The sequence below is a fragment of the Bacteroides faecalis genome (assembly GCF_003865075.1).
GTDB classification, from domain to species: domain Bacteria; phylum Bacteroidota; class Bacteroidia; order Bacteroidales; family Bacteroidaceae; genus Bacteroides; species Bacteroides faecalis.
On record NZ_BHWB01000012.1, the window covers coordinates 1 to 24,502 of the forward strand.

A 24,502-nucleotide genomic window follows, 5' to 3' on the forward strand; every position below is an offset into this window, starting at 1 on the left:
ACAACGGATACTTTTTTCATTTTACATTTCATGTTTTTCATTTTAGTTAATAATAAGTGTATTGTAAATTAAACATCTCATCGAACTTTGTTCATTAGTACCTGCATCCAGTATCCACCGATAACCGAACGGGCCTTGAAACCTACCCATTTACCACTGTCCGTATGATGCCAGTCACTGATAGGCACACGAGATTCTGTCTCATTGATGTATTTATAAAGAGGATCTATAAACTTCTCGAATGTATTCTGGTCAGGCGCCATTGCCGCTGTCCACATAATCCAGTCCGATTTAGTATACTCTTTACGCGAATCCAGAGGTAAACCATAAAGATTCTGCTTGGTCTGATAATACTTGATTTCTTTTTCGATCACATTATTGGGAAAGAGATTCAGGTTCCACATCTTATCCCAAACCATATTATATTTTTGACTCCAAGTATTTTTACGGTCAAAAGCCAGGCGATAATGATCACCTTCATTCGCCATTTCTTCCCATTTCACAGCCATATTCTTGGCAATGGCAGCATATTTATTTGCAACATCATCCAGACCCAGTAGACGTGCCATCTCACTATATCCGGCAACACCCATGATAGCTTTTATTGACAAATTCGCATTATGCGCCCAATGACCTGCAAAGTCATCTGTGCAAAGTTGATTCTCAGGGTCCTGTCCATACCGCAGTCTCTCAGATAATATGCTGTATATTAACTAATTACATAAGAATGTATTGTCTTTGTGTTGTGTTTTTAATACTATATCTATGTACTAAAGAAGTTAATTATAAATATGAAAGTATAATAGTAATATGTGACATGTTTATAATTAAAATATATACTGCTCATCCCTTAAGTTGGCGAATAAACATCTTGTAAGTAACTGCTCACAATTAGTTAATGCTATCCGTCGTTCTTCACTTCGCTCCTTTAGATAGATACTCATGATACGAATTAATCAGGAATGCTTACTTATTTGATCAATTCATTACGCTGTAGAGAAGGTTCTGTATAATCTATTAAAAAAATAAGAATATTATTTTAGTTTTTCCTTTCAGATATAAAAGATTGGTCTTGGCCTTAAGATCAAAACACAGAATTTGTAACATGTTAATTGTTATACTTTTATAAAACAGAGGCGTTACCTTTGATAATTATCAACAAATAAGCTGGGATTTGTAACCAGTAATGAATAGTGAAATATTTTTATTGCATAAGTAACTGCTCACAATTCGTTAATGCTATCTATTATTCCTAGATTTGTTCCCTTATACAACAATACTCATGATAAAATTAATTATGAACACTTACCTATATCATTAGGTACTCATCCAGTTTATTACAGTATGAATATGTAGAATAAAAATAGTATATGAATAATTTGAATCGTAATATAAAAACAAATCTGTTTAATTTTATTTGGCAAGTCTAGCCCTCAGTTCCTTCAATCTATTAGCGGCTTGCAGATTATCAACTTTGATATATCGCATAAAAGCAGATGGACTTTTATGACCAGATATTCGCATCAATTCTTCTGCAGGAAAACCTGATAAATACATATTCGTGCAAAAAGAACGTCTACAAGTATGGGAGTATATTAATTCCCATTTTTCGTATATTCGTTTTTCTCGTTCTTTACCTTTTTTACGGACTATTTCAACTTTCTGTCTTAACTTCGCTTTTAGTCCTAACTCTTTTACTCTATCATTAAATAAATATCTTGGTATTTTGGGTAATTCATAATTGTATTTTCTAAGAATCTCTGGAACATAATCAATCATGGGAATAACAACTGCCTTATGTACCTTTCTTTGTTTAAGGTTTATATTTCCATTATCTAAATCAATGTGTTCCGGCCCTAAAGTTGAAAGATCACTATATCGTAAACCGGTAAAACATCCGGTGATAAATATATCGCGTATTTTCTCCAATTGCTTATCATTCGATAGATCGAGCTCATATATCGCTGCTAATTCTTTTTCACTTAAATAAATAGCATCTGTACCCGTTGGCGGAATTAAAAAGATAATATATTGATGTTTAAAAAGTTGTGCATATTATTGATTTATAGCATATTAGAGATGGTCAAACCTTTAATATATCATCAATATATGCACAACTTATATACAATATTCAGTAAAATTCTTAAGATTTGCAAGCAATTTGGCGATAACCTCATAAATGAGAAGGGAAATATTCCTCGTCCAGGTGTTGTTCCCAAGTTTTCAGATATAGAAGTTATAGCTTTGAACCTTACATCCGAAGCCATGGGTATAGATAGTGAAAGTAATCTTTTCATTAGACTTTCTGAGTATAAGGATAAAATGCCCAATCTGATTTCAAGACGCCAGTATAATGACAGGCGTAAAACTACATCAACCTTATGCGACACTATCCGTAAAAGAATAGCTGAGAAGATAGATGGTGGTGAAGAATATTTCTGTATTGATTCAAAACCTATAGAGGTATGCCGGGTAGCTAGAGGGAAACGTTGTAAAATGGGCAGAAACGATTATAGTAAAGCTCCATCATTCGGATATTGTGCCTCTCAGAAGAATTATTACTATGGATATAAATTACACGCTATTTGCGGTTTAAGTGGAGTTATCCATTCCTTTGACCTGACAAAAGCAAGTGTTCACGATATCAATTATCTTAAAAATATCAGATATGAATATCATGACTGCAGCATTTTCGGAGATAGAGGATATATTAGTAAGAATGTGCAACTGGATTTGTTTGAGACTGCAAATATAAGACTTGAAGTTCCATATAGACTGAACCAAAAGGACTGGAGTCCTACATTCATCCCATTTGCTAAAGCCAGGAAAAGAATCGAAACGGATTTCTCACAACTATGCGATCAGTTCATGATAGTGAGAAATTATGCTAAAGATACAGTAGGATTGTTTACCAGAATACTCGGGAAAATAAGTGCATTTACAATCCTTCAATATATAAACCACATTAACAACAAACCTATTGGCAGACTTAAATATGCGCTTATTTAATTCCGCCAACGGGTCATCTGTTTCCTCCTCTACCACTTTGAAACATCTTAGATCAATTGGCGGAATAGATCCTTTTACAATCTGAAAATTAACAAATCCTTTCAATAAACGTATGATTTTTCCTGCAGAGTTAGTAAGTAATCCTTTTGTTCCATTTGGTTTTTCAGCTTTATAGAATAAATAATCCATAAATTCATTGTAAAATGTCAAATTCAGATTATGAAATGACAAAGGTTGAGATGAATATTCCTTAAAAGCAATTAGATGTTTACGAAGTGTTCTATAATCTTTGATCTGATCTTTAGAGACAGATGGAGCCTTTTCTATAATATATCGTTCTAATGCATCAAATATATCTATCCGATGGGAACGTAAATCATATTCCCTATCTTTCTCCAATTCGAGCAAAACAAAATCAACAGTCGGATCTAGATTATTATCTTTAGCATAAGTAAGAATTTTGCCAAGTTTCGACGTGATTCTAATTAAACAAGAATCAATTTCTTCGTACTGTGGACAAGCACGTTTGATCCACCTCTTCTTGGCATCCCAATATTCAGGTTTAATATTGTATCCAGTAGAGATGAGTGTACGTTTAAACCGATCATAATTATATCGGATATAAAGAACTGTAGTGCCCTCTTGAGTAACGTACTTTGGTTTAATATATGGAAAATATTTTGCTATAGTGATATCTGTATTGCATTCGTGTTGCAAATTTAAGAAAGCTATCTAAAACAGCAAATATCTCTTTAGTTAAAGTTGGTAGTTGCTCATGCTTTAATAATTTTCTTTAAGCTAAGGAAAATATCTGTTCATAAAAGGATAAATATTGCTCAAAGGGCATAGAAACCTCTATTTGTTGAGTCTAAAAAAGGAGAAAAACATAAAAAAGAGCAGATTTTATCCTTTCTTGACCATAGATTTTCCTTATTTTTTATATTAATTGTCTTATTTTGTATCGATTGAAATAAAATGCTATGGAAAATAACTAGCCTTTACAGGTTTTATGTCTACTTAAGACACACAAAACAGTAGTATTTTTCCCCATAACATTCTATTCAAGATTTGACAGTACTGGTATTTATTAAAAGGTAAGAAGAAAAAATAAAAGTATTAAGGATTAAAGTTTTCATAAGGTATTATTAAGGTAAGAAGTAATTTAGCTAACATGGGTTTGTTTTGTTATTAAGGTAAGAAGATTGTAGGATGGATAACCTTAAATTTTAGATTAACCTCAAATCCGCAACTAAGCCCTTGAACGTCCTTATTGCGTTTACACGTCCTCTCATTACTGAATTTGCAGATAATTTGAACTTGAAGCACCCACTTCTGCCTACAATATCCCCTTACCCCACAATGTGACTTGAGGCAATACACAATATCATTCCCATAAGTTGTAGGCATTATCCAAAATCAGTCTGGAAAACATCTGCGTAAGCATTATTACAGGTATAGATGTTCAGCACATACCGCCTTGATGTCCTGATCCACTTGGCTGGTACAGAGATAAACCTGAAGACAAACGCTTTTATGCGACTTGTTGCATTGAGCCCGAACTTCTTTACGTCAAGTCTTTGAATAATGGCCTTGTAAAAGTTACGGATAAGTGCTGTAAGAAGAAGGAACACTGTGTTCTCTGCCATGAAGGATTTGGGCAATCTGTCCCACCCGAAACCATTGTTCATATCATCGAAGATACGTTCCTTTCCTCCACGAAGGTTATAGAACTCGACAATTTCTCTTACGGAAGAATCATAGTCGTTAGTCAGGATACAACGGTATGTGTATTCTCCTTCCCAAAAATCCTGCACACCATCCATCCGTTTCTGTCTTTGAATCACAAGTCGATATGCCTTACCTTTCCACTTCTCAACAAGGATAGAGTTCAATTCAAACTCAATGCCATTGATTTCCTCAGTTTTCCAGCCTTTGAGAGCAAAGGTGTCATTGTAGATCGAACTGCAGCGGTTAGCACGGATATAGAAGGACTTGCAGTGTTTTTCTATTTCCTCCACGATTTCCTCGGAACATGATCCACAATCAGCTCTGAAGCGATTGATAGTGAGCCCATTCTGTTCAAATCTCGCAAAGAACCTCTTCAGCGTGTCCTTCTGATGGAAACGAACATTTGTGTTACCATCGCTATTCTCTATACCGACTATCAAATCGCCAATAACCGCCACGCCAGGGCGATAACCAAGGAACTTCTTGTATGTAGGCTTTGCATCATACTTCTCTGTCTCTATGAACTGATGGTCGAAATCAACATCATACATCTCACCCTCTTTCAGTTGGCCAGATGCAAATATACAATTGAGCAATAAAGTATTGAGAGTGTCAGCCGTATTGAAATCGTAGGTCTTGCCCATATCTGATGTGTATGAAATGTTTTCTTGCGTCAACTCCTTTATCGCCCTGAGGATAGTATCAGAGCTACAAGTGCGAAGTGTCGGATGAAGCGAGAGGTGGTTCATCAAATGAGTAGTGACATCCTCAATACATGAACCGCTACAGAAGTAGATACTCATGAGAGAACGGATGATTTCGCTGTACTGATAACCGAACGATCTACACCTTAGACCGAGGGTTGAGTCGATTACAGATGATAATGTGGAGTCAAATTGCTCCATGATTGAAAATAATCCCCCAAAAGGAGTGAGTCTCTCAGATTTAATTTGTATCTTCGCCATGTCTATCGTCGGATTCTCTTGTTTTTTTTGCAACACTAAGATAAGTGAAAATTCTGACATGGCAAAATCCTGAGCAACTTTTTGTTGCTCAGGTACTTAAAAAGTTTAATTTATAATAGTGTTGCGGAATTAAGGATTAATTAAAAGAATTATGAAGAAACTACTAATTATGATGGCTCTTTCTGTTAGTATGCTGATTAATGCTCAGACAACTAACTTCTTTGAACCTGTTAAAGAAATAGCGCTACGTGTCCCGTCAGTGCCAATTGTTGTTACAGACCCATATTTTCAATTTGGTCTCCTTATGACAAACTGATGGAAGGGAGTACAGAACATTGGACAAGTGCAAAGAAGCCTTTATTGGGCGCCCTACGTGTAGATGGTAAAGTATATCGTTTTCTGGGTAAAGATAAAATAAATTTAGTCCCGATTGCCCCTATGACTAATGTAGAACATTGGGAGGCAGCTTATACGAATAGCACACCATCTAATGGATGGCAAAAATTTCAATTTGATGATAGCAGTTGGAAAAAAGGAAAAGCCGCTTTTGGTAGCCATGATATGCAACGGGTTCACACAGAGTGGAAAGGGAATGATACTGATATTTATATTCGTCGTGAGTTCGATATTAATAATTTAGATTTAGCAGAAGAATTTTATTTAATTTATTCTCATGATGATGTATTTGAGTTATATCTCAATGGAGAACAATTAGTTTCTACAGATCTTGTCTGGAGAGACAATGTGTATCTCAAACTGACTGATGCAGCAAAGAAAAAATTGCGTAATGGTAAGAATGTGATTGCTGCTCATTGCCACAATACTACGGGAGGTTCCTATGTGGATTTTGGTTTATTTCGTGAGAAGAAAGATGCCGTAAAGTTCTCTGATGAGGCTATTCAAAAATCTGTAGATGTACTAGCAACCTCTAGTTACTATACTTTTACCTGTGGTCCTGTAGAACTCGATCTCGTATTTACAGCTCCTCAATTGATTGATGATCTGGATCTATTATCTACACCTATTAATTATATATCCTATCGCGTACGAGCACTTGATCAAAAAGGCCATGACGTACAACTCTATATGGAAACTACTCCAGAATTGAGTATTAATGAGAATAATCAACCTACTATTGCACGTACATTATCTAAAAATGGTATTAGCTATGTTGAGGCAGGAACAATTGATCAGCCAATATGTGATCGTAAAGGTGACTTAATTTGTGCAGATTGGGGTTACGCATACCTTGCTAGTATAAATGGAGTAGGAAAATCTATCGGTTTAGGCGATTATTATAAAATGAAAGAGTCATTTGTAAAAAACGGAAGTTTAAATTCCACTATTACAAAATGGACTACTCGCAAAGAAGAGGATAATCCTGCTATGGCTTATGTACATAACTTAGGTACAGTTTCTAAGGATAGCAAAGAGGGATTCATGATGATTGGTTATGATGATATCTATTCTATCGAATATATGTATGAAAAGCGTATGGGATACTGGAAGCATGACGGTAAAGTAACCATATTCGATGCTTTCGAGAATCTGAGAGATAATTATCAATCAGTTATGGAGCGTTGTCGTGCTTTGGATACGATGATTTACGATGATGCAGAGAGAGCAGGTGGCAAAAAATATGCTGAAATCTGTTCGGCTGCTTATCGTCAGGTAATGTCAGCCCACAAACTCTTCACAGATAAAGAAGGTAACTTGATGTGGTTCTCAAAAGAGAACAACAGTAATGGTTGTGTTAATACAGTGGACTTAACTTATCCGTCTGCCCCATTATTCTTGATTTATAATCCTGATTTACAGAAAGCAATGATGACTAGTATTTTTGAATACAGTGCTAGTGGTCGTTGGAATAAACCTTTTCCAGCTCATGACTTAGGAACATATCCTATAGCTAACGGACAAGTTTACGGAGGCGATATGCCAATTGAAGAAGGTGGTAACATGGTTATTCTAGCTGCAGCTATCTCAAAAATTGAAAGAAATGTTGATTATGTAAAAAAATATTGGGATATTTTGACCACATGGACTAATTATTTAGTAGAGTATGGACAGGACCCTGAGAATCAACTTTGCACAGATGACTTTGCAGGTCATTGGGCGCATAATGCGAATTTGTCAATAAAAGCTATCATGGGTGTTGCCGGATATAGTGAGATGGCACGTCTACTGGGTCTGGATGATGTTGCAAATAAATATGCTGCCATTGCCAAGAATATGGCTGTGAAATGGGAAGAAATGGCGAATGAAGGTGATCATTATCGCCTGGCTTTTGACCGTAAAAATACTTGGAGTCAAAAATATAATATGGTTTGGGATAAGATGTGGAACCTGAATCTCTTTCCCAATAATGTGATCGAAAAAGAAATCAAGTATTATCAGACCAAGCAGAATCTTTATGGTTTACCTCTGGATTCGCGTAAAGAGTATACTAAATCGGACTGGATTATGTGGACAGCGGCAATGGCGCCTGACCAGAATACATTCGAGAAGTTTATAGATCCTCTTTATAAATACATCAATGAGACAGAATCTCGTGTGCCTATCAGTGACTGGCATCATACGGACAGTGGTAAATGGGTAGGTTTCAAGGCCCGTTCGGTTATCGGTGGATACTGGATGCAGGTACTAATGAACAAAGTTCGATGAGATGTTTAATTTACAATACACTTATTATTAACTAAAATGAAAAACATGAAATGTAAAATGAAAAAAGTATTGAAGGAGTGGCAGTGGGTACTACTGGCATTATTCACGATTTGCATTTGCAGTTGCAAAGACGATGACAATACGGAAGCAGGCGGCTTTGATCCATCAAAGCCTGTAGCAATTTCAGATTTCACTCCAAAAGAAGGAGGAGCTTATCAAAAGCTTTTGATCTATGGAGAGAATTTCGGTACAGATGCTTCAAATGTAAAAGTAAAAATCGGTGGCAAAGAAGCTGTTGTCATTAATGTAAAAAGTACTTATGTCTACTGTTTTGTTCCTTCGGGAGCTTTCAGTGGTGAAATCGAAGTCACTGTAGGTGAAGGAGAAAATGCAATAACAACTACTGCAGATGCTGCATTTGATTATCAAAAAAAGATGGTAGTCGGAACTCTTTGTGGTTATCGTAATAATCGCGATGATCAAGGCTGGAGAGATGGTCCGTTTGATGGTCCAGAAGGTGTAAAATGCTGTGGCTTTGGTAATGCTGGTCGTTTGGCAATCGATCCGAGAAACAAGAATCATGTTTATATTTGTTATGACGGTCACAAGAGTATACAACTGATTGATTTAGAGAAACGTTGGCTTTCATCACCATTAAGTCTCAACACTGTACCGACTGATCGTATACGAAGCATTACTTTCAATAAAAAAATAGAGGGATATGCTGAAGAGGCAGAATACATGATCATATCGATTGACTATGATACCGGAAATGAAAGTCCCAGTGTGTACATTATTAAACGCAATGCAGACGGAACATTTAATGATAACTCTGACGTCCAATTATTGGCATCCTATAAACAATGTAATGGTGCCACTATACATCCGATTAATGGCGAATTGTATTTCAATAGTTATGAAAGAGGTCAAGTGTTCCGTTTGGATTTAGTTGATTATTTTAAGGCCATCAAAAATCACGAAGAGTGGGATCCGAAAGTAAAGAATCATCCGGATATTTTCAAACAGTTATTTACCATTGCCGATCCAAATTGGGAATTCCAGATTTTCATTCATCCGACTGGTAAATATGCTTATTATGGGGTGATAAACAATCACTACTTCATGCGCTCTGACTATGACGAGGTAAAAAAAGAATTTATTACTCCATACAATTTTGTAGGACGTTATAAAGAACCGGGTTACAGAGATGATGTAGGAACCGAAGCCTTTATGAACCATCCTTGCCAAGGCGTATTTGTAAAAAATCCAGACTATGAGGGCCAAGATGATGAATATGATTTTTATTTTGTAGATTATAGTAACTTCTGTGTTCGTAAAGTAACTCCAGAAGGTATTGTCTCGACTTATGCAGGAAGAGGAACTTCAACAGCCTTAGCTGACGGAAACCAATGGGGAACTGATGACGGTGACTTGCGAGAAGTAGCCCGTTTCCGCGATGTGGCGGGATTAGCTTACGATGATGAAAATGAGATATTCTATATCCACGATCAAGTAGGACATACTATCCGAACTATTTCGATGGAGAAAGAAGTAACGACAGAGGATGAATCAACAGAAGAATCTAACGAATAAACATATTATCAGATTATGAAAAAATATTTAGCTGTCTTTTTGTTGCTGCTAATTGTTCCATTGACGATACTGGCACAACAAACAATCACCGTAAGTGGTACGGTCATAGACACACAAGGGGAGCCGATGATCGGTGTTAACATTACTGTTAGAGACGTAGCAGGTTTGGGGACCATTACGGATATCAATGGTAAATTTACCATCAAGATGGAACCTTACCATCGACTCCTGTTCACATACATCGGATACGAAGATGTGGATATACTTGTGAAAGAACAACATGTGGTTAATGTAACGATGAAGGAAGCAGCAGCAAGTGAGCTGGATGAAGTTGTTGTTACTGGTATGGGTACGCAAAAGAAACTAACCGTAACAGGAGCTGTAACGAATGTGGATGTACAGGAACTGAAACGTTTCCCCTCTTCCAATCTTTCAAATGCATTGGCCGGTAATGTTCCGGGTATTATGACCCAACAGACTTCTGGACAACCGGGAAAAAGTACTTCAGAATTCTGGATTCGTGGTATTTCTACATTCGGTGCTAGCTCAAGTGCTTATATATTGGTGGACGGATTCGAACGTGCCAGCTTGGATGAACTCAATATCGAAGACATCGAGTCATTTACTGTATTGAAAGATGCATCAGCTACTGCTATCTACGGTTCAAAAGGTGCAAACGGTGTAGTATTGATTACGACCAAACGCGGTAAAGCTGGAAAAATCAATATTGATGCTAAGGTGGAAACTTCTTATAATACACGTACCATCACTCCAGAGTTTGTAGATGGCTTTTCATACGCCAACTTAATGAATGAAGCATTGGTGACTCGTAATAAAGGAATAGCTTATCAACCGGAAGAGCTAGAACTATTCCGTACCCAAATAGACCCAGATTTTTACCCTATTGTAGATTGGAAAGATCTAATCCTGAAAGACGGTGCATGGAGTTATCGTGCTAATTTGAACATGAGTGGTGGTGGTAATACAGCACGTTACTATGTTTCTGCAAGTTATACTGAGGACCAAGGTATGTATAAGACCGACGAAACTTTGCGGAAAGACTATGATACCAATGCTAATTACAAACGTTGGAATTATAGAATGAACATCGATATTGACATTACTAAAAGTACCGTACTAAAATTAGGGGTAGCCGGTTCGCTAGCCACACGTAATAGCCCAGCATTGGGAGACGATAATTTATGGGGAATGCTTTTCGGATACAATTCTATTGCTTCACCAGTGTATTATTCCAATGGCTATACTCCTATTTCTCATCGTGACAATGTGAATAAACTTAATCCTTGGGTAGCATCAACACAAAGTGGATATAAAGAAAACTGGGATAACAATGTGCAGACTAACATTACATTGGAACAGAATTTCGATTTTATCACTAAGGGATTGAAATTTGTCGGTCGCTTTGGATTTGATACAGATAACAGTAACTGGATAACTCGCCAACGTCTACCGGATTTGTACAAAGCAAATGGACGTGATCAAGCAACGGGAGAGATTATCTTTGATAAGATGTTTTCTGCATACGATATGCAACAATATAGTGGAAGTTCTGGTAAACGTCGAGAATTTGTTGATCTTCTATTAAGTTGGGAACGTGGTTTCAAAGAGCATCATACCGGAGTTACTTTACGCTATACACAGGATGCTGAAAAGAAAACTGTAGACATCGGAACGGACATAAAAAATGGTGTGGCAAAACGTAATCAAGGCTTAGCGGGACGAGCTACCTACAATTGGAACTACCGTTATTTTGTTGATTTTAACTTCGGTTACACTGGCTCGGAAAATTTCGCACCAGGACATCAGTTCGGCTTTTTTCCTGCTTTTTCTGTTGCTTGGAACGTTGCAGAAGAACCATTTGTCAAAAACAATCTGAAATGGATGAACATGTTTAAGATACGTTATTCACATGGTAAAGTCGGTAACGACAACCTTGGAGAAGGTAATCGCTTTCCTTATTTATACACAATAGGAACTGGTGCGTCTGAGTATAATTGGGGATTCGGTAATTATAACAATATTTTTAGTGGAACTCACTACACGCAGATGGCTTCTACAGGTATAACTTGGGAAGTCGCAACAAAGGATGACTTAGGTGTAGACCTCTCTTTATTCAATGATAAGTTTACTGCAACGGTAGACTATTTCCACGAAAAACGCACAGGTATCTTTATGTCACGTGCTTTTTTACCGGATATTACTGGTTTGGAAAGCCAGCCGAAAGCAAATGTGGGTGAGGTAAAAACTTACGGATTCGATGGTAATTTCGCTTTTAAACAGAAACTTGGTGAAGTAGATATGACACTTCGTGGTAACATTACTTACAGCAAAAATGAAGTGATAGAAAGAGATGAGGAGAATCAAGTTTATTCATATTTATACCAAAAAGGTTATCGCGTAGATCAGGTTAAAGGTTTGATAGCAGAAGGATTATTTGCTGATTATGATGACATTCGTACCAGCCCGAAACAAGCTTGGGGAACGGTGCAACCTGGTGATATCAAGTATAAAGACGTCAATGGTGACGGTATCGTAAATGATCAAGATAGGGTAGCAATTGGTGCTACAACCAGACCGAACTTAGGTTATGGTATAGGGGCTTCTTTCGCATGGAGAGGATTTGATTTTAATATTCACTTTCAAGGAGTCGGTAAATCTACTTTCCCGATCTACGGTAAGTGTGTTTATGCATTTAGCGAAAGCGATTGGGGTAATATTTTTAAAGATATGATACAAGATCGGTGGGTAGATGCAGATACTGCTGAAAAACTGGGGATTCAAGCTAATGAAAATCCAAATGCTACTTATCCTCGTTTAACTTACGGAGAGAATAGTAATAACCAGCAGACTTCCACTTACTGGATGCGTAACGGAAAATATATCCGATTAAAAAACATAGATCTTGGTTATACATTACCGAAAAGTCTGGTCAACAAGATGCACTTCAACAATATTCGTGTCTATATAGCAGGATCAAATTTAATCACTTGGTCGGATTTCAAAACATGGGATCCAGAATCTACCAATCCACGCGGTGAAGACTATCCGTTGAGCAAATCAGTCACCATGGGTATAACTGTTAACTTATAAAATACAATCTGAGATTATGATAAAGAAAATATTTATATTATTACTAACCGTATTAGGAATGGGAGCAGTTTCATCCTGCTCTGATTATCTAAATTCGGAGAAGTATTTCAAAGACCGTCTGACACTGGAAAAAGTATTTGAGAGTAAAGATCATGCAGAAGAATGGCTGGCTTACGCTTTCTCATTCGTAAATGGTGAAAATAGGGAAGTGACAACTAAGAATCCGGGCAACAATTCATTCTGTTTTGCAGACGATATGTACTATGGAGACCGAGATAAGGCGATTGATGCTACTAAGAATGAGTTGTCATACAATATGTTCAAATTAGGTGAATACGACGAGAATTCTTATAATGTCGGTGCATGGGGAGCCTGCTATAAAGGCATTTATCAGGCATCTATATTTATTCACAACATTTATCGTTGCAAGGAGATGGCTGATTGGGAAATAGAAGACTATAAAGGGCAGGCACGTTTTATACGAGCTTACTACTATTGGCTGTTATTACGTCGTTATGGTCCGGTGCCTATCATGCCGGAAGAAGGTGTAGATTACACCGAAAGTTACGAACAACTTGCCACACCACGTAGTTCATATGAAGAAGTCGCTCAATATATCAGTGACGAAATGATACAGGCTGCCAAAGAACTACAATACGACCGCCGTACCGATAACTACGCCATAACTCGCCCAACTCGAGGAGCTGCATTGGCCGCTCGTGCTTATGCATTAATCTTTGCTGCCAGCCCATTTGCCAATGGAAACAACGACGAATATGCGCAAGCTTTAGTAGATGATGAAGGTCGTCGTTTACTCTCGTCGGAATATAGTGAGGAGAAATGGGCAAAAGCAGCTGCTGCTTGTCGAGACGTCATTGAATTAGGAACTTATGATTTAATTCATGTAAACAACTCTACATCAAATAACGGTCCTTCTGAACGTCCTACCATCACTCCACCTGCTGATGGTGAATTTTCTACCAAATCTTGGCCATACGGTTGGATAAATATAGATCCACTCAGATCATACCGTTCTATATTTGATGGAACACTTCTACCTGCTAACAATCAAGAGTTAATTTTTACACGTGGTAGCACTGAGATTGATATGATGGTACTTCACCAAATGCCCAAAGACGACGGAGGTTGGAATTGCCATGGCATGACACAGAAAATGCTAGATGCTTATTATATGAACGACGGAAGCGATGCTCAAGGAATGAACTCCATGTATAAAGGTGTTGCTGGTTATGAAGATCGTGTAGATATGCGTGCGCGTAGAACAGGATTTACTGAATTGAAAGATCTCAAAGACGGTAAATATCCTGAATTAGGTTGGAGTTATGATACGAGTAAGCCTGATGATAAGCAATCACAAGTCGGTATGAATGTTTCTTTGCAATACGTAGAGCGCGAACCACGATTCTACGCTTCTGTAGCTTACAACGGTAGCACATGGTATTATCTGAGCCAAACAGAAAGTAGACCTAATGATATAAACCAACAGGTATGGTACTATTTTGGAAGTTCTGACGGTTATCGTAACGATGGTTTTTACTTGCGCACAGGTATAGGAATCAAGAAGTTTGTCCATCCGAACGATTATCCGGGTAATTACGTAGCAAAAGCAGAAACAGCTATTCGCTATGCCGACATCCTTTTACTTTATGCTGAAGCGTTGAATGAATTGACTCAGACTTACAATATTGCTTCATGGAATGATGCTACGACTTATAGCGTTAGCCGCGAGAAGTCAGAGATGGAAAGAGGAATCCATCCTGTACGTATTCGCGCGGGATTACCTGACTATCCGGACGAATTCTATAGCGCTGGTGGCGTAGCAGAAATGCGTAAAGCCTTGAAACGTGAACGTATGATCGAATTGATGGGAGAAGGAAAACGCTATTTTGACCTTCGCCGTTGGAAAGACGCACCGTTGGAAGAATCCGTACAAATCTATGGTTGCAACGTTTTTGTAAATGTCGATAAGAGGGAAGATTTCCATTCTACAATTCCTATTTACAACCTTCCGTCCACGTTCTCAGAAAAACTATGGCTTTGGCCAATCAGACATAGTGAATTGAAACGTAATTCTCGATTAACACAAAATCCAGGATGGACGATGTATGATTAATTCTAAATGTAAAGACAGATATATGAAAAAGATATATACCTTAGCAGCTCTAGCTGCAATGACTATGTTGGGTGCTTCCTGCAATTCTGAATGGAATGAAGAACAATATGAGCACTACATTTCTTTTAGTTCACAACTAGACAGTAAAGGAGTGACAAATATCTATGTACCTTATAGTCGTCATGATAAAGATGGTAGCTATGCAGAAGGTGGAGAAGGAAGGTCTAATTATCAGTTGCCAGTACTTGTCAGTGGATCTACTGATAATACTCAGAATATTACGGTACATATTGCACACGATCCTGACACCTTAGGTATCCTGAATTATGCTCGCTATGCTACACGTAAAGAACTATATTATAAAGATATGGGTATCGAAGGAATGACATACGCTTCTTATCCGGAAACTATGTCGATAGTAGCAGGACAGAACAAAGGTTTGCTAGATCTCAAATTCGATTTTCGAAATATTGATATGTCAGAGAAATGGGTACTCCCATTACAAATCGCAGATGATCCGTCTTACGGCTATCAATCACATCCGCGTAAAAATTATGCGAAGGCGATATTGAGAATCTTTCCGTTTAATGATTATTCTGGTGATTATTCTGGAACAGGATTGACCAATAAGGTGGTTACGGGATATGAGGTAAAGGAAGGAGTAACCGTACCTATAGAGACAGCAGAGTCCATCACAAAAGCCTCGGTAAGAGGTTATGTAGTAGATGAGAAAAACATCTTTACTTATGCAGGAATTGTGGATGAAGATTATACTGACCGTAAGAAGTATAAGATTAAATTCACATTCAATGGTGAGACAAACGGATCGGTCACTCTCTCTTGTGACAATGCTGAGGAAATCGAATTTAAGGTGAACGAAGCAGTTATTCCTTCTTTCCGTATTTCTTCATCAATGGACGAAGCCAAACCTTATTTGGAACACCGCTATGTGATCATCAATAATATTGATTATTATTTCAATTACATGCCGGTAGAAGGCACTTCAATTCGTTACCATGTGAAAGGTACATTGACTCTGTCACGTGATATCAATACTCAGATTCCTGATGAGGATCAAGCTATTGAGTGGTAATAATATCAACTGAGTAGATAAAAAAGGGAAGGATAACTTTACATTTATAAGTTTTCCTTCCCTTTCTTGTTATAATAATTATTATAATAAAGAAAGTTCTAGCCGATCACATCCTTAATGATCAGTTGGAACTTTATAAATTATTCATCACCTGTACTTCATTAAAGTTATAAAACCTCTCTTATTGTTTGATTCTCTGTTCAAACGATATCTTAATCTTAACAGTATAATAAAAACGAAAACTCGCTTGACTCACTCATACAAATATCACCCGTTAATCTTACCAGTTGATCATGTTTGGAAATGCCAACATATCACTTTATTTCTGTCTATTATTTTTTCCACCTATGTATAAATTCCATATTTCCTGTTTATTGGTTTATATAAAATAAACTCTAGCCTAGTTGTTCTCATAATTGCATTTAGGTTGTAATGAACCAACCAACCTCCTTATATAATTTTAGTGCATACTCTCACACCTGATAAACAGTTGAGTTGAATAGTAAAAGTTAGTTTCTTTTATTCAATAAAATATCTCCTTGATTTATCAAGATAATCCCTTTATTAGAATACGGGAATAATACGGTTGTAAATTAATTAATTGATATACAATTGATTAAAATAAATATCTGCGGTATGGACAGATCGTTATGCAACGGTTTCTTCTGCAGACGTTTCATGGGAAATTGCTACAAAAAAAGACTTAGGTATTGATTTCAGCATGTTTGATGATAAGTTCTCAGGTACCATAGACTATTTCTATGAGCATCGTGATGACATTTATATGGAACGCAAATATCTTCCATGGATGGCTGGTGTGGAAAGTAACCCGAAAGCTAATGTGGGTTCTGTAAAAGTGGAAGGTTTTGACGGGAATTTTAAATATCACCAAAAAATAGGAAAGGTAGACTTGACTATACGCGGTAACATGACTTACAGCAAGAATAAGATTCTTGAAAAAGATGAGGAAAATACGGTCTATTTTTACAAACAAGAACAAGGTTACCGCATTAACCAGGCTAAAGGATTAGTTGCTTTGGGATTGTTTAAAGATTATGATGATATTCGTAATAGTCCACGCCAGACATGGGGAGAAGTGATGCCAGGTGACATCAAATACAAAGACATTAATGGGGACGGTATCATCAACAGTGATGATCGTGTAGCTATTGGTGCGACTACCAAACCGAACCTTACTTACGGATTTGGTATTGCTGCTAAATGGAAAGGATTGGATGTAAATGTGCATTTTCAGGGAGTGGGTAAATCAACTTATCAGATTAAAGGTACTACTGTCTTCATGTTCAGTTCCGGTGATGGATGGGGTAATATATTGACTGAAATGGCTAATAGTAACCGCTGGATATTAGGCGAAAATGAAGACCCAAATGCTGAATATCCGCGTCTGACTTACGGTGCTAACAGCAATAATCAGCAAGAATCCACTTACTGGCTAAGAAATGGCTCTTATATGCGTTTGAAAACATTGGATATTGGTTATTCGCTTCCTAAGACTTGGGTAAATAAGGCTCATATGAATACGGTACGTTTCTTTTTTGTGGGAACCAATTTGCTTACTTTCTCTAAGTTCAAACTTTGGGATCCGGAAATGGGTAGTTCGGATGGAAAGAAATATCCTCTTAGTAAAACTTTCGCTTTAGGTGTATCAGTTAATTTATAAAACGACAAAAGTATATGAAGAAAAGAATATTAATTTTATCTCTTGTAGTTGCTAGTCTGAGTATTTTATTTACTGGATGTAAAGACTATTTGGACTCAGACTACTTGTTTGATGAACGTATGACCGTGGAAGATATCTTTAGTAATAAAGACTATACGAATAGATGGTTGGCAGAGTGTTATGCCTATCTTGGCAATAACCACATGCAGGATATATGTAGTAAAAATAATGTGCCTTTCAATTTCGCTGATGATATGTACTATGGTGATGGCGGTTATGAAAACTGGAAATATGGAAGGTACGATGAAACTGGTTTAAAAAACAATAGTGATTTGATTTGGCACATGGCTTATAAGTCAATTCGTCAAGCTGCTGTGTTCCTTAATTATATCGATATGAATACGGAATTTACAGACGAAGAGCGTGCTGACTTAAAAGCACAGGCTCGTTTTTTGAGAGCATATTATTACTGGATTCTGTTTCGTACGTTTGGTCCGGTTCCCATTGTACCGGATGAAGGTGTGGATTACACTGTGGACTACGATCAAATGGCTTATTCGAGAAAGACGTACGAAGAGTGCGCTACTTACATTGCCAATGAACTGAAGAGTGCGGCTGCGTCATTACCGATGACTCGCGGTATACAAGATTTTGCTCGTCCTACTCGTGGAGCCGCATTGGCACTTCGTGCGCGTGCATTACTTTATGCAGCTAGCCCATTGGCAAATGGAGGTGCTCCCGCAGAAGTACAAACGGCTATGGTGGACAGACAGGGTAATCCGTTGCTTTCGGACACCAAAGATGAAAGTAAATGGGCGAGAGCTGCTGCAGCAGCGAAAGACGTCATGGATTTGAACCAATACAAATTGTATGTGGCTTATAAAAAGGCGGCTGGTAATGATCCTATCGCTTATCCGGCGACGTTGGAATCACAATCTGATCCGGACAATCATTTTGATGAAAAAAAATGGCCGGAAGGATATATGGATATAGATCCATTTGAGTCATATCGTTCTGTATTCAATGGTGCAATTCTTGCCAGTCAGAATCCGGAACTAATCTTTACGCGTGGACAAAATCAAGGCGGAGAGGGTATAAATATTATGGTAATTCATCAGATGCCTCGTTATGATGGTGGTGGATATAATACGCATGGAATGACCCAGAAACAATGTGATGCTTACTACATGAAAGATGGGGAAGACTGTGATGGCATGAATAGCATGTATGCTGGAAGAGAGGGGTATATTGATCCTATGAGGTATAATATGAGAGGACGTAATACTGATCTTGTAGAAAAAGGAGAACTTACTGATTATCCTGAACTGGGACCATTGGGAGTAGGAGTTTGTAAGCAGTATGTAGGTCGTGAACCACGTTTCTATGCTTCTGTAGCTTATAATGGCGCAACATGGAATCTATTGAAAGCTAACTCAGACGATAATAAAGGAGAAAGAACGAATGTACAGTTTTTTTATTACCGAGACAGTCCTGACGGTTACAAACAAACCACTTATTGGTTACGCAGTGGAATTGGTATTAAAAAATATGTGCATCCTGATGACATCTCCCATACGGAAGAAAATGCTTATGAAACCAAATATCTGAGATCTAAGGTTACTCCGGATATCCGTTATGCGGAAATCTTGTTAATTTATGCAGAAGCAATAAATGAACTGACCGGATCTCATGAAGTGACTTCATGGGATGGTCATACTTATACCATCAAACGTGACATCGAAGAGTTGAAGAAAGGCATCCAGCCGATTCGTATTCGTGCTGGTATTCCTGATTACAAAACTGATATTTATGAAGATCAGGTGAAATTTCGTATCAAGCTGAAACGTGAACGCCAGATTGAGTTGTTTGCTGAAGGGCAACGTTATTTTGATTTACGTCGTTGGTGTGATGCTCCGGCTGAGGAATCTACTCCAATTTATGGTTGCAATGTATACTGTACCAAAGCAGCGGCTACAAGTTTCCATACTCCGGTAGAAGTACCTTCTTTGAGAAATATCTTTTCTCTTAAGATGTGGTTCTGGCCAATTAACCCTACTGAACTGAGACGTAACAAGAATTTGAGTCAAAATCCGGGATGGAGAGATCCGGAATAATCTTATAAATTAAGTATGAATATGAAAAAAATATATTATCTTTTTCTAGTAATGATGGCAGGAGTATGCTGCACATCGTGTACCAACGAATGGAAGGATGAACAATTCCAGCAATTGGTGTCATTGAAAGCGGAGCCAAATAGTGATGGTGTGACTCCGGTTTATGTTCGTTATAAGCCGGGTGGAGTGGTGTCGTATAATCTTCCTTTGATCCTCAGTGGATCGACTATGAACACTCATAACTGTGTTGTACACATTGCTGTAGATCAGGATACATTGAAAACTCTGAATAAGGAACGTTATGGTGAGATGGATAAGATCTATTATGAAATGTTGACGCCTGAATATCGTAGCTTTCCTGAAACAGTGGAAATTCCTGCCGGAGAGTGTAGTGCTTTATTGCCTATCAGTTTTACATTGGGAGGACAAAATGGAGAGAATCCACTTGATTTATCGGACAAATACATATTGCCTTTGACGATTGTGGACGATTTGTCATACAACTATCAGGCCAATCCGCGTAAACACTATCGGAAAGCATTATTGAACGTGATTCCATTTAATGATTATTCTGGTACTTATGCTAGTACACAATGTAAAATTACAGATCAGGATAAAGGTACATTTACAGTGACTGAACGTAAAAGTTATGTATATGATGATAATACTATCTTTATATATGCAGGAATGAGGGATGTAGATTATTTGGACCGTAAGTTTTATAAAGTGTTTATTGAATTTACTGATGAGAAAATTGATCTTCAGAAAAAGAAACTGAGACTTTGGAGTGATAATGATGATAAAATTTTGGGCAATGCTTTTGAACTGGGATCTAACCAATCTTATTATACGATAGAAGAACAGTATGATGTGACTAAACCGTATCTGAAGCACATCTACTATACACTTTATATTGATTATAAGTTCGTGGATTATCATACTAGCCCTGGACAACGTTTGCCGTATACAGTGCAGGGTACTTTATCTATGCAGCGTGACCTCAATACATTGATTCCTGATGAAGATCAGCAGATTGAATGGGATTAATAGTGGTTTAATTTAAATCAGTAAGAGGTTGTATCAAGACTCTTTTTTGATGCAACCTCTTCTATGTCCAATTATACTGATTGATATACAATAACTATATCATATTCATTTTTTTTTTGAGATGATAACTGGTATATTCATTATTATATTTACTTTTGTAAGCTATGAATTTTTGGATGGTTTTGCAGAGTATTCTTTATTTGTGGAATAAAGATAATATTTATAAAAATAGAATGCGGCAGTAAACCTTCATACATATAGTTAATCAAAAAGAAATACTTAATCAATATCAATGAACAAATTATGGTAACACGAAGAGACTTTCTCAAGACAATGACAATGGCTTCTGCCGGCCTGGCGCTTGGAAGCGGTGAAGTATTGAACGCCCAGAATCTAGCGTCCAAGAGAGGTAAAAATGGCAAAGTAAAGATCGCCTATATCGGTATCGGAAACCGCGGTGAACAAATCATTGGAGATTTTGCACGTACCGGTATGGTGGAAGTAGTAGCATTGTGTGATGTGGACATGGGAGCCAAACATACTCAAAAGGTAATTGGCATGTACCCTAAAGCCAAACAGTTCAGAGACTTCCGTCAGATGTTTGACAAGGCAGGAAATGAATTCGACGCTGTAGCAATCGCTGTTCCCGACCACTCGCACTTCCCCATCAGTATGCTGGCTCTGGCCTCAGGCAAACATGTATATGTGGAGAAACCACTAGCACGTACATTTTATGAAGCCGAACTGTTGATGCAGGCTGCATTGAAACGTCCTAACTTGGCAACTCAAGTCGGTAATCAGGGGCATTCGGAAGCGAATTACTTCCAATTTAAAGCGTGGATGGACGCAGGAATTATTAAAGACGTTACTGCCGTGTCCGCACACATGAATAATGTTCGCCGTTGGCACAAGTGGGATACTAACATTTATAAGCTCCCTTCCGGACAACAATTGCCCAAAGATATGGACTGGGATACCTGGCTGGGAGCAGTTCCTTATCATGAATATAATGAAAAGTATCATCAAGGTGAATGGCGTTGCTGGTATGACTTCGGTATGGGTGCCTTAGGTGACTGGGGAGCACATATTCTGGATACGGTTCATGAGTTCCTGGAACTGGGATTGCCTTATGAAATTAGCCTGACTCACCAGGAAGGTCATAATGATTACTTCTTCCCTTATTCTTCCACCATCCTTTTCCGTTTCCCTGCCCGTAAGGGAATGCCACCGGTCGATATCACTTGGTATGACGGTTTGGATAACCTTCCTCCTATTCCGGCAGGTTATGGTGTTTCCGGTCTGGATCCGAATATCCCTACAACGAATCAGGGAACTGCTCCGGCTGCTAAACTGAATCCCGGAAAGATTATCTATACGAAGGATTTAATCTTTAAGGGTGGTAGTCATGGCAGTACATTGTCGATCATTCCCGAGGAAAAGGCAAAGGAAATGGCTGATAAATTACCGGAAGTACCGAAAAGTCCTTCAAACCACTTTGAGAACTTCTTACTTGCCTGTCAAGGTGTTGAAAAGACGCGTTCACCGTTTGAAATTAACGGTGTGCTGAGCCAGGTATTCTCATTGGGAGTAATGGCACAACGTTTGAATACACAGTTGTTCTTTGACCCTCGTACAAAACAAATTACCAACAATGAATTTGCCAATTCGATGCTGGCCGGATTGCCTCCACGCAAAGGATGGGATGAATTTTATAAGTTGTAAATGTTGAATTGAAAGGCTTAATAATAACTATTCTAAATCTTTTTTCAATACCATACCGAGGTGTTTTAAAAAGATTTAGAATAGTAGAATTGGTATAATATGTGTTATAAAAGACAGAACATCGTTTTTGGAAGAAATACACTGTGAGTAAATTTAATATAGGGATATTAAGATTACCAACAGATTGGTCGGAATTGATTCGAAGTGTCGTTTATTTATCCAGATAAAAGTAAAAATCACTAGCCATGTTTATATCTGTGAGAGAGTAATTATAGATAGTTCATAAATTGCCGTTATTTCATGAATAATGGAATAAAATATCAATGGTATTTTAAATCAGGCAATCATGAATTCCGTGATTATTGAGTAACGAGATCATAATATAATATTGGGAGAAAAATGAATAAATTTCAATTTATTTTTCTTTCAATGCTAAGCTTATATTCTTTCTGATAATGTTTATATTCCTATTGATTAATAAATAAAATCTATCATTATGCTAAAGACAATATTTATACTATTATCTATTTTCCCTTTTCAATTGCTGTTGGCCCAATCCAGTCAATTAAGCGACTTTCCGAAAGGTTACACTCCTGAAGAAGTGGGCAAACGTTTGGCCTACCGTTTTGTAGATGGTAAACATGCGCTGCATGCCGGTAAATGGATTAGCTATCCGGAAACCTTTAATTGGAACGGAGCTCTTCAATTGGCTAAAATAACCAAGGATAAAAAACTCTTCAAACTCCTGGAGAACAAATTCGAGCCTTTGTTTACCACAGAAAAAGAGTTGTTACCGATCATGAATCATGTAGATTTGAACATGTTCGGAAGCTTACCTCTGAACCTGTATCAGATGACAAAGAAAAAGAAGTACCTGGAACTTGGTCTGCCTTATGCTGACACTCAATGGGAAGTTCCTGAGAATGGGAAGCCGGCAGAAAAGGAATGGGCCGACAAAGGCTACTCCTGGCAGACCCGTCTTTGGATTGATGATATGTATATGATTACCATCGTACAGACCCAAGCCTATAAAGTAACCAAAGATCGCAAGTACATTGATCGTGCAGCCAAAGAAATGGTACTTTATCTGGATGAACTGCAACGTCCCAACGGCCTGTTTTATCACGCTCCGGATGTACCATTCTACTGGGGACGCGGTAACGGCTGGATGGCTGCCGGTATGACTGAGTTACTACGTAACCTGCCTGAAAATCATCCGGATCGCCAACGTATCATGCAGGGATATCACACCATGATGAAAAGTCTGTTGGATTATCAGACCTCAAGCGGTATGTGGAACCAATTGATTGACCAGCCTGACTGCTGGGCGGAGACTTCCGGATCCGCCATGTTTACTTTCGCTTTCATCGTAGGTGTGAAGAACGGTTGGCTGGATGCAGAGGTATACGGTCCAGCTGCCCGTAAGGCATGGATGGCTCTGGTATCCTATATTAATGATAAGGGGGCTGTGAGAGAAGTGTGTGTCGGAACAAACAAAAAGAATAGTAAACAATATTACTATGACCGTCCGCGCAATACGGGTGATTATCATGGACAGGCGCCTTACCTGTGGTGTACGGTTGCACTACTGGAAAAGTAAGTCGAATAACTTAATTAATTATTAAAAACAAGAAATTAAAC

10 protein-coding genes and 5 pseudogenes are annotated in these 24,502 nt (G+C 37.8%); 11 read left to right on the forward strand and 4 right to left on the reverse strand.

What is annotated here, in order from left to right:
• Positions 1 to 77: 77 nt before the first annotated feature.
• A pseudogene (locus EJF25_RS17450) lies at positions 78 to 680 on the reverse strand (DUF1793 domain-containing protein); the annotation flags it as partial.
• A gap of 733 nt (positions 681 to 1,413) precedes the next feature.
• A pseudogene (locus tag EJF25_RS17455) lies at positions 1,414 to 2,004 on the reverse strand (site-specific integrase); the annotation flags it as partial.
• A gap of 30 nt (positions 2,005 to 2,034) precedes the next feature.
• Here EJF25_RS17455 and EJF25_RS17460 point away from each other — a divergent pair.
• Positions 2,035 to 3,009, forward strand: a complete 975-nt coding sequence (locus tag EJF25_RS17460; RefSeq protein WP_004310694.1) for an IS982 family transposase — start codon at positions 2,035 to 2,037, stop codon at positions 3,007 to 3,009.
• Positions 3,010 to 3,153: 144 nt separating this feature from the next.
• Here the strand turns inward: EJF25_RS17460 and EJF25_RS17465 are convergent.
• Positions 3,154 to 3,726, reverse strand: a pseudogene (locus tag EJF25_RS17465) (Arm DNA-binding domain-containing protein); the annotation flags it as partial.
• Between the two features lie 689 nt (positions 3,727 to 4,415).
• Positions 4,416 to 5,702, reverse strand: a complete 1,287-nt coding sequence (locus EJF25_RS17470; protein WP_009040242.1) for an IS1380-like element ISBf12 family transposase — start codon at positions 5,700 to 5,702, stop codon at positions 4,416 to 4,418.
• Between the two features lie 151 nt (positions 5,703 to 5,853).
• Between EJF25_RS17470 and EJF25_RS17480 the strand changes: the two are divergent.
• The 10 genes and pseudogenes from EJF25_RS17480 to EJF25_RS17525 all read left to right on the forward strand — a co-directional run bounded on the left by EJF25_RS17480 (position 5,854) and on the right by EJF25_RS17525 (position 24,461).
• Positions 5,854 to 8,366 (forward strand): annotated as a pseudogene (locus EJF25_RS17480) (glutaminase family protein).
• A 57-nt stretch (positions 8,367 to 8,423) separates the two neighbouring features.
• Entirely contained in the window at positions 8,424 to 9,959 is a 1,536-nt protein-coding gene (locus EJF25_RS17485; protein WP_125042135.1) for an IPT/TIG domain-containing protein, read from the forward strand.
• Positions 9,960 to 9,974: 15 nt separating this feature from the next.
• The gene (locus tag EJF25_RS17490; RefSeq protein ID WP_125042136.1) at positions 9,975 to 13,070 is read left to right on the forward strand and encodes a SusC/RagA family TonB-linked outer membrane protein; all 3,096 of its coding nucleotides are present in this window, start codon (positions 9,975 to 9,977) and stop codon (positions 13,068 to 13,070) included.
• 16 nt (positions 13,071 to 13,086) lie between these two features.
• Positions 13,087 to 15,204: a RagB/SusD family nutrient uptake outer membrane protein gene (locus EJF25_RS17495; RefSeq protein WP_125042137.1), complete on the forward strand. Its 2,118-nt coding sequence runs from the start codon at positions 13,087 to 13,089 to the stop codon at positions 15,202 to 15,204.
• A gap of 22 nt (positions 15,205 to 15,226) precedes the next feature.
• Positions 15,227 to 16,297, forward strand: a complete 1,071-nt coding sequence (locus tag EJF25_RS17500; protein WP_125042138.1) for a DUF4973 domain-containing protein — start codon at positions 15,227 to 15,229, stop codon at positions 16,295 to 16,297.
• Positions 16,298 to 16,946: 649 nt separating this feature from the next.
• Positions 16,947 to 17,978 (forward strand): annotated as a pseudogene (locus EJF25_RS17505) (SusC/RagA family TonB-linked outer membrane protein); the annotation flags it as partial.
• 14 nt (positions 17,979 to 17,992) lie between these two features.
• Positions 17,993 to 20,092 carry a RagB/SusD family nutrient uptake outer membrane protein gene (locus EJF25_RS17510; protein ID WP_125042140.1) on the forward strand — a complete coding sequence of 700 codons (2,100 nt, stop codon included), beginning with the start codon at positions 17,993 to 17,995 and terminating at the stop codon, positions 20,090 to 20,092.
• A 21-nt stretch (positions 20,093 to 20,113) separates the two neighbouring features.
• Positions 20,114 to 21,139, forward strand: a complete 1,026-nt coding sequence (locus tag EJF25_RS17515) for a DUF4973 domain-containing protein (RefSeq protein ID WP_235016852.1) — start codon at positions 20,114 to 20,116, stop codon at positions 21,137 to 21,139.
• Between the two features lie 303 nt (positions 21,140 to 21,442).
• On the forward strand, positions 21,443 to 22,861 hold the full coding sequence (locus EJF25_RS17520) for a Gfo/Idh/MocA family oxidoreductase (RefSeq protein ID WP_125042141.1): 1,419 nt from the start codon (positions 21,443 to 21,445) through the stop codon (positions 22,859 to 22,861).
• A gap of 496 nt (positions 22,862 to 23,357) precedes the next feature.
• A complete protein-coding gene (locus EJF25_RS17525; RefSeq protein ID WP_125042142.1) occupies positions 23,358 to 24,461 on the forward strand; it encodes a glycoside hydrolase family 88/105 protein in 1,104 nt (367 codons plus the stop codon).
• Positions 24,462 to 24,502: the final 41 nt, after the last annotated feature.